The sequence below is a fragment of the Burkholderia sp. Bp8986 genome (assembly GCF_003854225.1).
GTDB lineage: Bacteria > Pseudomonadota > Gammaproteobacteria > Burkholderiales > Burkholderiaceae > Burkholderia.
Window position 1 is genome coordinate 1 of the sequence record NZ_QTQM01000213.1, and the last position, 422, is coordinate 422.

1 pseudogene is annotated in these 422 nt (G+C 58.3%); it reads right to left on the reverse strand.

The window, feature by feature from the left end:
* Positions 1 to 422 (reverse strand): annotated as a pseudogene (locus DID99_RS36935) (DDE-type integrase/transposase/recombinase); the annotation flags it as partial.

A 422-nucleotide genomic window follows, 5' to 3' on the forward strand; every position in this document is an offset into this window, starting at 1 on the left:
TCGTAGATCTTCTTGCGGAAGACGATGCGATAGAACTCGTTGAGCATGGTCTTGTGCAGCCGTTCGACGATCCCGTTGGTTTGCGGCGACTTGGCCTTGGTTCGGGTATGGTCGATGTCCTCCAAGGCCAGATACAGCTCGTATTCGTGATGCTCGGGGTTGCCGCAGTATTCGGTGCCGCGATCTGTCAGCACGCGTAGCAGTGGAATGCCGAATCCGTCGAAGAACGGGACAACGCGATCGTTGAGCAGGTCCGCCGCCGGCAAGGGCGTCTTGCGATCGTAGAGCTTCGCGAACGCAACCTTCGAGTAGGTATCGACGAAAGTTTGCTGGTAGACACGGCCGACGCCTTTGAGGCTGCCGACATAGAACGTATCCTGCGCGCCGCAGTAGCCCGGACATTCGGACTCGAATTCGCCGTG